Annotated in this window: 10 protein-coding genes and 1 pseudogene; 5 read left to right on the top strand and 6 right to left on the bottom strand. The window is 65.1% G+C overall.

The features are described 5' to 3' along the window. Window positions 1-60 precede the first annotated feature (60 nt). Entirely contained in the window at window positions 61-876 is an 816-nt protein-coding gene (locus IC66_RS0102040) for a DUF4886 domain-containing protein (RefSeq protein ID WP_038946493.1), read from the top strand. 110 nt (window positions 877-986) lie between these two features. Here the strand turns inward: IC66_RS0102040 and IC66_RS0102045 are convergent, their stop codons facing one another. Continuing rightward, a complete protein-coding gene (locus tag IC66_RS0102045) occupies window positions 987-1,757 on the bottom strand; it encodes an exodeoxyribonuclease III (RefSeq protein WP_038946496.1) in 771 nt (256 codons plus the stop codon). Window positions 1,758-1,797: 40 nt separating this feature from the next. On the opposite strand from IC66_RS0102045, the gene IC66_RS0102050 reads away from it, so the two are divergent. Then, window positions 1,798-2,019: a cysteine rich repeat-containing protein gene (locus IC66_RS0102050; RefSeq protein ID WP_028145037.1), complete on the top strand. Its 222-nt coding sequence runs from the start codon at window positions 1,798-1,800 to the stop codon at window positions 2,017-2,019. A gap of 123 nt (window positions 2,020-2,142) precedes the next feature. On the opposite strand, the gene alr is transcribed toward IC66_RS0102050, so the two are convergent. The 3 genes from alr to IC66_RS0102075 all read right to left on the bottom strand — a co-directional run bounded on the left by alr (window position 2,143) and on the right by IC66_RS0102075 (window position 7,022). Continuing rightward, on the bottom strand, window positions 2,143-3,426 hold the full coding sequence (gene alr, locus IC66_RS0102055; RefSeq protein WP_085971605.1) for an alanine racemase: 1,284 nt from the start codon (window positions 3,424-3,426) through the stop codon (window positions 2,143-2,145). 40 nt (window positions 3,427-3,466) lie between these two features. Beyond that, window positions 3,467-4,975, bottom strand: a complete 1,509-nt coding sequence (locus IC66_RS0102060) for a replicative DNA helicase (protein WP_028145035.1) — start codon at window positions 4,973-4,975, stop codon at window positions 3,467-3,469. Between the two features lie 796 nt (window positions 4,976-5,771). Beyond that, window positions 5,772-7,022 (bottom strand): SAM-dependent methyltransferase, encoded by a 1,251-nt coding sequence (locus IC66_RS0102075; RefSeq protein ID WP_028145033.1) that lies wholly within the window; start codon window positions 7,020-7,022, stop codon window positions 5,772-5,774. 279 nt (window positions 7,023-7,301) lie between these two features. On the opposite strand from IC66_RS0102075, the gene IC66_RS0102080 reads away from it, so the two are divergent. The 3 genes from IC66_RS0102080 (at window position 7,302) to IC66_RS0102090 (ending at window position 9,446) form a co-directional block, all read left to right on the top strand. Continuing rightward, window positions 7,302-8,261, top strand: coding sequence for a hypothetical protein (locus tag IC66_RS0102080; protein ID WP_038946500.1), 960 nt, complete (start codon window positions 7,302-7,304; stop codon window positions 8,259-8,261). 109 nt (window positions 8,262-8,370) lie between these two features. After that, complete coding sequence (locus IC66_RS0102085) at window positions 8,371-8,967, top strand: TetR/AcrR family transcriptional regulator (RefSeq protein WP_038946501.1); 597 nt, start codon at window positions 8,371-8,373, stop codon at window positions 8,965-8,967. An 11-nt stretch (window positions 8,968-8,978) separates the two neighbouring features. Further along, window positions 8,979-9,446 carry a PaaI family thioesterase gene (locus tag IC66_RS0102090; protein WP_038946502.1) on the top strand — a complete coding sequence of 156 codons (468 nt, stop codon included), beginning with the start codon at window positions 8,979-8,981 and terminating at the stop codon, window positions 9,444-9,446. A gap of 36 nt (window positions 9,447-9,482) precedes the next feature. On the opposite strand, the gene rplI is transcribed toward IC66_RS0102090, so the two are convergent. Continuing rightward, window positions 9,483-10,082, bottom strand: a complete 600-nt coding sequence (gene rplI, locus IC66_RS0102095; protein ID WP_038946503.1) for a 50S ribosomal protein L9 — start codon at window positions 10,080-10,082, stop codon at window positions 9,483-9,485. 51 nt (window positions 10,083-10,133) lie between these two features. After that, window positions 10,134-10,449: pseudogene (locus IC66_RS0102100) on the bottom strand (hypothetical protein); the annotation flags it as partial.

The raw sequence follows: 10,449 nt of genomic DNA on the forward strand, positions 1-10,449 counted from the left end.
TCTTGAGGCCATTTTGAAAAGCTGATTTGGTTCCGGCCCTGGAGAAAAGGGGAGGAAGCCATGATGCGTCTTTTTGCGCGACTCATGCTCGCAATGTGTCTCGCCGTTGCAGCCGGCTTCAATGTCCAGGCGCAGACCAGGCCGAAGGTGACTTCGCTCGGACCGGACTTCCCCAAGGCAGCGCTGTTCGTCGGCAACAGCTTCTTCTACTACAACAACGGCATGCCCGGGCATCTCACCTTCATGGAGCGGGCTGTGGATCCCGCGAACAAGGCGGTGTACCGCAACACCATGGTGACGATCGGCGGCTCCGGCCTCGATTGGCACGACATGGACAATCTGCTGCGGCCGGGCGGCCTCGGCGCGTATTCCTTCGACGAGCAGAACAACGTCATCTTCAACAAGCCAGGCCGGCAGTACGACGCCGTCGTGATGATGGATTGCAGCCAGTGCCCGATCCATCCGCAATTGAAGGACGCGTTCGCGACTTTCGCGAAGAAGGACAGCGAGATCGTTCGCGTCCACGGCATGCGGCCGGTGCTGTTCATGTCCTGGGCCTATGCTGACAAGCCGGAGATGACGGAATCGTTGGCCGAGGCCTACACGATCGCAGGCAATGCCAACGATGCGTTGGTCATTCCTGCAGGTCTTGCCTTCGCGCGGGTGCGCAAGCTGCGGCCGGAGCTCAATCTGTATGCGCTGGACAAGCGGCATCCGAGTCCGGCGGGCACCTATCTTGCGGCATGCGTGACGTTTGCCGCGTTGACAGGCCGTTCGCCTGTCGACAATGCCTACACTTTGGGGCTGGATGCGGGGACGGCGCAGCTTCTGCAAAAGGCGGCATGGGACACGGTGCAGGACTATTATGGGCGCTGAACTCGGGTGATCGCAGGGTGGGCAAAGGCGCACTTGCGCCGTGCCCACCGTCTGTCTCCGTAAACGAGTTTGGTGGGCACGCTTCGCTTTGCCCACCTACGGCACTTCTGCTATTTCAACACCACCCATGCTGGCGCGTGATCGCTGGCGCCATCCTCGCCGCGGATATTCTTGTCGACGCCGGCCTTGGCCAGGCGCGGGGCGAGGGCTGGGCTGAGCAGGAGATGATCGAGCCGCAGCCCCGCATCGCGCGGCCAGCGGTTCCGCTTGTAGTCCCAGAACGTGTAGATGCGCTGGTCCGGATGCAGCTCGCGGATCGCATCGCACCAGCCTTGCTCGACGAGCGAAGCAAAGGCTGCCCGGCTCTTCGGCTGGATCAGCGCATCCTTGTCCCATGAGCGCGTCGGATAGATGTCGATCTCTGCAGGCGCGACGTTGTAGTCGCCGGCGAGCACGACGGGCAGATCCTGCTTGATGAGGCTCTTGGCGTGGCGCTTGAGGCGCGCGAACCAGTCGAGCTTGAAGTCGAATTTCGGCCCCGGTTGCGGATTGCCGTTCGGCAGATAGATGCTGGTGACGATGATCCCGCGCACGGCGGCTTCGAGATAGCGGGCTTCGAGATCGCTGGGTTTTCCAGGCAAGCGGTCGCGGGTCAGAATGGGCTCTGCATTGCGGGCGAGGATCGCGACACCGTTCCAGGTCTTCTGTCCGCGCCACACCGCGCCATAGCCGGCCTTTTCGATCGCGGCCGCCGGAAATTCGCCATCACTTGCCTTCAATTCCTGAAGCGCGACGACATCGGGCTTTGCCGCGCGCAGCCATGCCAACAGATTGGGCAGGCGGCGGTTGACGTTGTTGATGTTGAATGTCGCGATCTTCATGTAGAGCTACCGGCTCCTGCCTTCCGTACCCGGAGATAAAATGTCCAAGTTGAACTTTGCCGCCATCGTCGTCGCCCTCGCGTTCTCCGGGGCCGCGTCGGCACAATCGTCCGACCCGCGCGGTGCGTGCAAGGCAGACTATGATAAATTCTGCGCCGGCATCGCGCCGGGTGGAGGGCGCGTCGTCGCCTGCCTCACCGACAAGCGCGATCAGCTCAGCGCGACCTGCAAGGCGGCGCTGGACAACAGGAAGAAGAAGTAAGCGATCCCTTCCGTGTCCCGGACGCGCGTAGCGCGAGCCGGGACCCAGACAGCGACACGGTGCGCTGTAGAGAGATGGGCCCCGGCTCAGCAGCGCACTGCGCCGCATCCGGGGCACGAGAGTTCAGCCCGGCAGCGGCGGCGGGGCTGCCGGCTGCTCGATTGGCGGCGGGGAGGGCGGTTGCTCGGCGGCCTGCGCTGGCTCCGGCTTCACCAGCGGTTCCTCTACATTGCCGCCTTTGTAGAGTCGGGCGTAGCGGTGGCCGAGGCTGGTCAGCACCTCGTAGCCGATGGTGCCGAAATGATGCGCGAGCTCGTCGACGGTGATGCCCTCGCCGAGCAGCGTCACCAGGTGGCCGCGCCGCGCTGCATTCGGCGGCAGATCGGTGATGTCGATCGCGATGAGATCCATGGAGACGCGGCCGGCGACGGGGCAGCGCTTGCCGGCGACGATGACCTCGGCGCCGCGGGTGCCGTCATTGGAGCTGGCGGCGCGGAAATAGCCGTCGGCATAACCGACCGCGATGATCGCGAGCTTTGTCGGCCGCCGCGCGGTCCAGGTGCCGCCATAGCCGACGGTCTCGCCGCGCTCGATAGTGCGGATCTGCACGATGCGCGCCTTGAGGTCGACCACCGGCTGCATCGGATTGTCGGCCTCCGGCGTCGGGTTGACGCCGTAGAGCGCAGCGCCCGGCCGCACCATATCGAACTGGAAGGGCGCGCCGAGGAAGATGCCGGAGGAATTGGCGAGCGCCGCCGGCACGCCGGAGAATTCGCTGGCGATGCCGCGGAAGGCCGCGAGCTGCTTGGCGTTCACGGGGCTGTTGAGCTGCTCGGCCGAGACCAGATGGCTCATCACCAGCGTGATGCCGTGATCGCCGGCATTGATGCGGGGGATGATGGCCTGCGCTTCCGATAACGTCAGGCCGAGCCGGTTCATGCCGGTGTCGATGTGAACGGCCGTGCCCCCGGTCCAGCCGGTGCGGCGGCAGAACACGTCCCACTCGGCGAGCTCGTTGAGGTCGCCGATGACAGGACGGCAATTGATCTTGGCGTAGTGCTCGCCGGTATTCTGGAAATAGCCGCCGAGCACGTAGATCGTGGGCTCCGGCACGGCTGCGCGCACCTTGCGCGCTTCCTCGATGGTGGCGACGAAAAAGGTCTTGCAGCCGGCCTTGCTCAGCGCACGCGCGACCTCGGCGGCGCCGCAGCCATAGGCGTCGGCCTTGATCACCGCCGAACACTCAGCCGGCACCGCCGTCTTCTCGAGCTTGCGCCAATTGGCAATGATGGCGTCGAGATCGACGGTCAGCACGCCGCCATAGGCAGCGAGCGCGGCAGCCTGGTTGGCCTCCGCGGAGAGAAGGCCGGATTGTGAGATGGTTTTCGGGTCGGACGCCATTGTCATGGCGTCGTTTTACGCAAGAGGCCGGTCCTGTTCAAGGAACTCAGTAGTCGTTGCCGCTGCGAGCCGGCAACTGACTGTCAGGCGCGAGGTCGCCGAACCGCGTGATCGAGGCCTCGAAGGCCAAGTCAACGGTGCCTGTCGGGCCGTGGCGCTGCTTGCCGATGATGACCTCGGCCTTGCCGTGCGCAAGACTCATGTCGAGCTGCCACTTCTCGTGTTCAGGCGTGCCCGGGCGCGGTTCCTTCATGGCGAGGTAATATTCCTCGCGATACACGAACAGCACGACGTCGGCGTCCTGCTCGATTGATCCGGATTCACGCAAGTCGGAGAGCTGCGGCCGTTTGTCGTCGCGGGATTCGACCTGGCGTGAGAGCTGGGACAGCGCGATGATCGGAACGTTGAGCTCCTTGGCGAGCGCCTTCAGGCTGGTCGTGATCTCCGTGATTTCCTGCACGCGATTATCGCTCCGCTTGCCCGAGCCCGACAGCAGCTGGATGTAGTCGATCACGAGCAGATCGAGGCCCTTCTGCCGCTTCAGCCGGCGGGCGCGGGCCATCAGCTGCGCGATCGACAGGCCGCCGGTCGCGTCGACATAGAAAGGCAGCGATTGCAGCTCGATCGAGACCTCCCGGATCTTTTCGAAATCGGCTTCCGAGATGCCACCGCGGCGGATGTGGGAGGAGGGAACGCCGGTGCGCTCGGCCACGATACGCGTGGCGAGCTGGTCGGACGACATTTCGCAGGAGAAGAAGCCGATGACGCCGCCATTGGCGGCCTTCGTGGTGCCGTCGGCCTGGAGTTCCGGAACATAGGCTTGCGCGACATTGTAGGCGATGTTGGTGGCCAGCGAGGTCTTGCCCATGCCGGGACGGCCCGCGACGATGATGAGGTCGGAGTGCTGCAGGCCACCCATCTTGGTGTCGAGGTCCCGCATGCCCGTCGAGATGCCCGACAGCTTGCCGTCGCGCTGGAACGCCTTTGCAGCGAGATCGACCGCGACCGCCAGCGCCTGCGAGAATTTCTGGAATCCGCCGTCATAGCGGCCGGACTCGGCGAGTTCGTAGAGGCGGCGCTCTGCGTCCTCGATCTGCGCCCGCGGCGCGAAATCGACCGGAGCGTCATAGGCGACATTGACCATGTCCTCGCCGATGCCGATGAGGTCGCGACGCAGCGCCAGGTCATAGATGGTGCGGCCGTAGTCCTGGGCGTTGATGATGGTGGTCGCTTCGGCGGCGAGGCGCGCCAGATATTGCCCGATGGTCATACCGCCGACGTCGGTGTCGGCGGGCAGGAACGTCTTCAGCGTCACGGGCGTGGCGATCTTGCCCATCCGGATCAGGCTGCCGGCGGTCTCGTAGATGGTCTGGTGCAGCGGCTCGAAATAATGCTTCGGCTCGAGGAAGTCGGAGACACGGTAGAACGCATCATTGTTGACCAGGATCGCGCCCAGAAGGCTCTGTTCCGCTTCGATATTATGCGGCGCGCTCCGGTAGGCGGGAGTGCCGGGCTCGGGTGCGAGTTTGAGGACGTTCGAATCAGTCAGGGCCATGGTCGGACGTGCTTAGCAATTTTCTTGGGCGGATGCGGGGCCGGGATAAAGCGCCGCCTCGGTGCAAAGCGGAAGCGAAAGCTGACCGCTATCAACCGCTCAGTTAAAATGGTGGATGATTAGCGCTCGCAGCACGCGTCGCGCTTGACGGATTTTTGCGGAACTCGCCCGGCCAGGAAGTGGCCGCGACGGCGCCATGGAAAAATCCTGCAACCATGTACCTTATGGCATGAACCTAATGGATTGGCGCGCAGACGAATCCAGAAGCGCGCGAAATGACGCACGCTGGCGGCTTTGGGCTCGCCTTCAGGCCAGCAGGAGGTAGACCAGCGCCACCAGAGCCGCCCCGACGCCGGTAACGATCAGGGCGTAATCGGTGCGGAGGTCGTCCTGCACGTCGAATGAGGTTTGGGTCTCTTTGCTCATGGCGACGGTCTAAGCCAGGCCCGACCAGACTTATGTGAATTGGATCACATCTCCCCGGAATCTTTCGGGGGTAAGACGGGAACAGGCAGGCGGGGGAGGGAATTGTCTCCCGCGATCCGTCAACAGGGAACGAGGCAGGCGATGCGGCCAGAACGGCAGCACCAGATTTGGCGGAGCGAGGCGGGTAGCCGGCTTTGGCTCTCGGGGCTGATTGCGGCCATGGAGCACGCGGAACGGCCCGAAATACGTCGCCAGCCTGTCGCCCCGGAAATCCTGGTCGCGCTGAGGGCGCAGCTGGCGTTAACGGCCAGTTTCCGCTCCTCCCAGATGTCGACCCTGCGTCACTAGGATCTATTCACCAGACTAGGACCTATTCACCAGCCAATTTCAGTCTGGGCTTGCTCGCGCGTTCGCGAGCTCGCAGCCGGGCTTCTTCACGCGGCATGTAGTCGCGGGTGATCGGCACCACGCCCTGGCGCCGGGTGAGCTGGATCTGGAAGTTCATCATGGCTTGCTTGCGGAACGTCATCTCGCAGGCCGCCAGATAGAATTCCCACATCAGCGCGAAGCGCTCGTCGTAGAGCTGCACGGCCTCCTCGCGCCGTGCCATGAAACGTTCCCGCCAGGCCTTCAGCGTTTCCGCGTAATGCAGGCGCAGGATCTCGATATCGCAGACCAGGAGGCCGGCGCGCTCGATCGCCGGCAGCACCTCCGACAGCGCCGGGATGTAGCCGCCGGGGAAGATGTATTTGGCGATCCAGGGATTGGTCGAGTCCGGGCCCTGCGAACGGCCGATCGCGTGCAGCAGCATGATGCCGTTCTCGCCCAACAGCTCGGCGCAGCGTTGGAAGTAGGTGTCGTAGAAGCGGGCGCCGACGTGCTCGAGCATGCCAACGGAGACGATACGGTCGAACGGGCCCTCGATGTCGCGATAGTCCTGGAGCAGGAATCTGGCCGATCCGGTCAGGCGCTTTTCGGCCGCGCGCGCGTTGGCGAGCTGCAGCTGCTCGCTCGACAGCGTCACGCCGGTGACGTCGGCGGCGGCGATCTCGGCGAGGTAGAGCCCGAGCCCGCCCCAGCCGGAGCCGATGTCGAGGACGCGCTGGCCGGGCCTGACCAGCAGCTTTGCGGCGATGTGCCGTTTCTTGGCGATCTGCGCGTCGTCGAGCGTCGCGTCCTGCGTCTCGAAATAGGCGCAGCTATATTGCTTGTCGGCGTCCAGGAAGAGCGAATAGAGCCGGGCATCGAGATCATAGTGATGCGCGACGTTGTGGCGGGAGCGCGAGCGCGGATTGAACTGCTTCAGATGCCGCGTCAGATAGCGCAGGCGCCACCAGGGTTTTGCCCACTGCGGCAATAGGTCGGGTTGATCGAGCAGGATCGCGAGGGCATCAGCTATGGTGCCGCGCTCGACGATGAACTCGCGGTCCATATAGGCCTCGCCAAGCCCGAGCTCGGGATTGACGAGAATCTTCCGCTCCGCCTCCGCGGTGACGAAGCGCACCGCGACCGGTTCGCCAGTGCCGTCTCCAACGGTGAACTTCGATCCGCTCGAGCCGGTCACCGTCATCGTGCCGCGGCGGATGAATTGAGACAGAAATCTACGCAACAAGAGGTCCATCGACACCTTCCTCTCGAGCGAACCCGAAGGGATGCGACTAACCCGGCCTTCACTTCTGACGCCCAGGTGACGCGGCGGTTCCTATGCGCTTGCATCCAAATTTAGGGAGGCAGGATCGGCTGCGCTAATGCGCTGAGTTCACAGCCGATATTCGCAAACCGCTTAATCACATCCTTGCGCGTGGTGCCTGCTTCCATTCGTGGCTCAATCGGATAAAAGGTGACCGCTGCCGCGCCGCACGCTGGCTGCAACTCTCGGAATTCAATGGAGATGATGGGAATGTCGAGCCGAGCGCTCAGCCTCGCGACGGTATTGCTTCTGATCGGCTTCGGCGCGGCCGATACCGTTTTTGCGCAGGTGACCAACCTCGAGGCCGGCAAAACCCCGTCCCAGCTTTTCGCGCAGACCTGCAATGCGTGCCACAAGAGCCCGCGCGGACTTCTGAAGTCCGTCGCGCCGGGCTCGCTGCCGGGCTTCCTGCGCCAGCACTACACCACAAGCTCGGACATGGCGGGCATCCTCGCCTCCTATCTCGTCTCCAACGGCGCCACCGACACGCGCTACCAGGCCAAGGACGGCAAGAAGGACGGCGCGAGGGAGAAGGACGCGAGCACCAATCCCGAGCATCAGGGCCGCCGCCCGCGCGCCCAGGACGCGGCCAGGCCGGACGGCGAGGCCGCTGCTCCCGCAGCGGAAGGTGCGCGCCAGAAGCGTGCCGCACGGCCGGTCGAGGAGGGCACGAAGCCCGAGGGACAGGCTGCGCCCGAGGGACGCAAGGGCAAGCGCCGCGCCAAGCCCGGCACCGAGGAGGCGCCAAAGGTCGACGCTGCCGCGCCAGCCACTGACGAGAAGAAGAGCGAGCCCAAGCCCGAATCCAAGCCTGAGTCCAAGCCCGACGCGGCCAAGGTCGAGCCCGGTCGCGACGAGGCCAAGCCCGACAGCGGCAAGGCGTCCGAGAAGCCTGTTGAGACCAAGCCTGACAGCGCCAAGGCCGAGCCCCGCAGCGAAGCTCCGGCGCTGCGGCCCGATCCAGTCCCGGCGGTAGCGCCGGCTGCGAAGCCTGCCGAGCCAGCCGCACCCAAGCCGGCGGAAGAGGCGGCTCCCAAGCCGGCCGCGCCTGCGGCCAGCTCCGAGCCGGCGGCCAAGCCGCAGCAGCCGGCGCCACCCGCGACCGCTGCAGCCCCGCCCGCCGCGCCGGCCGAGCAGTCCGGTCCGCCAACGCCGCCGATCTCGCGCTAAGCCAGCGACATTTTTGATCGACATGCGGAGGCCGCGTTTCATCGCGGCCTCCGCATTGCATTGACCGCGTCTAGAGTATTGCTCTAGAGTAATACTCTAGGAGGCGTCCATGACGGCGAGCGTGCGGAACGACCTGTTGGCAGCCGGGCTGATCGTGTTCGACCGCGTCGGATTCGAGGCCGCGACGGTGGCCGCGATCCGCACCCGGGCCCGCGCCTCCAATGGCAGCTTCTTTCACGCCTTCGGCTCGAAGAAGGAGCTCGCCGGTGCGCTGTTCCTGGAGGTCTTGCGGCACTATCACGCCGCGGTGCTGGCGGCGCTCGATCCCGTGCCCGATGCGGAGCAGGGCATCGATCGGCTGATCCGGGCCCATCTCGACTGGGTCGTGACCAGCCGGCGCGAGGCGCGCTACCTGTTCGAGATTTCGCGGAGCGAGTGGGGCGAGGACGTTCGCGACGCCCAGCGCGCGCAAAATGCGCGGCTCGCCGACGGTATCGAGCGCTGGCGCGCGCCGCTCGTTGCAAGCGGTGAGCTCTTGCCGATGACGCCGGTGATGTTCGTCAGCCAGCTCATCGGGCCGGCGCAGATTTTCTGCCGCGCCTTCCTGTCGGGACGCGACCGCGCCGATCCGCGCGTCGAGGCCGACACGTTGATCGCCTGTGCCGGCCGTGCGCTGAGGCCGCCCGAACGCATCAACAAGACATAAGGAGAGGCCTCATGAGCGCCGCAGCAGATCCCGAATTCGCCACTGTGGCCGAACGCATCCACGCCAATGTCGGCCGACAAGGCTTCATGAACCTGGTCGGCGCCGAGCTCTCGGAATTGTCGCGCGGCACCTGCACGATCGCTGTGGATCGCCGGCCGGAGCTGCTGCAGCAGCACGGCTTCTTCCACGGCGGGGTCACCGCCTTCCTGGTCGACAACGCCACGACGATCGCAGCCGCGACCTCGCGCGGCCAGCCGGCGCTGACGGCGGAATACAAGCTCAACCTGTTGTCGCCCGCGGTCGGTGAGAAGCTGATCTGTCGTGCCCGGGTGATCAAGCCGGGCCGCCAGGTGTCGGTGGTCGCGGCCGACGTGTTCTGCGTCAGCGACGGTGTCGAGAAGCACACGGCGACGGCGCTGGCCTCGATCGCGATGTTGAGCGAGGACGTCGCCGTCAAAACGAAAAGCCCGGCCGCCTGAGGCGACCGGGCTTCGCTTCGCGTAGGAATGCGAGGCTTACTTCTCTTCCGCGGCCGGTGCGGGCTCGGCTTCGTCGTGCTCGGCTTCCGGATCGAAGAACTCGCCGGCGGCGGCGATCGCCTCGGCGGCCGCGTCGCGGTCCTCGTTGCGGGTCGAGATGTCCTCGCCGCGGTTGATGCGCTCGGCCTCGTCCTGGCTGCGTGCAACCGTGACGGTGATCTCGACCTCGACCTCGGGGTGGACGGCAACGGTGATGGAGCGCTTGCCGATGGTCTTGATCGGCGCGTCGAGCTGGACCTGCGGGCGGGCCAGCGAGATGCCGTCGGCTTCGAACGCCACGACGATGTCACGCACGTTGACCGAGCCGAACAGCTGGCCGGCTTCCGAGGCCTGGCGGATCACGATGATGTTCTTGCCCGCGATCTTCTCGGCGACCTTTGACGCCTCGCCCTTGCTCTGGAGGTTGCGGGCCTCGAGCTCGGCCTTCATGCCGTCATACTTGGCACGGTTGTCGGCGGTGGCGCGCAACGCCTTGCCGCGCTTGAGCAGGAAATTGCGGGCATAGCCGTCGCGAACCTTCACGACTTCGCCCATCTGGCCGAGCTTGTTGACGCGTTCCAGCAAAATGACTTCCATATTCGTTCTCCTTTTGAAGTGCTCTGTACGGTTTCGGTTTCGGGGTTGAACTCAAGGGGTCGGCAGCGGCGGCGGTTGCCGGCTGCGCAGGAAGCGTTCGCGGAAGCCGAACACGGCATCCGCAAGTCCGAGGATCACCATCGCGATCACGGGCCATCCGAACACGACCACGACGGCGTAGGTTGAGCCGAGCCAGAATGTGCGGCTCTTCAGCGTCAGCGTGAGCGTATGCAGCACCGCAAAGCCGGTCAGCGCATAGCCCATCATCAGCGCGGCCGCGGTGATCTGTGCCGCGATCGCGAGCAGCCCGCCGGTGAAGCAGAAGGCGAGCGCGATGCAGAGCGCCACCAGCGTCATCGGCGGGGGG

Origin of the sequence: Bradyrhizobium genomosp. III (assembly GCF_000261705.1) — a bacterium.
Taxonomy (GTDB): Bacteria; Pseudomonadota; Alphaproteobacteria; order Rhizobiales; family Xanthobacteraceae; genus Bradyrhizobium; species Bradyrhizobium ottawaense.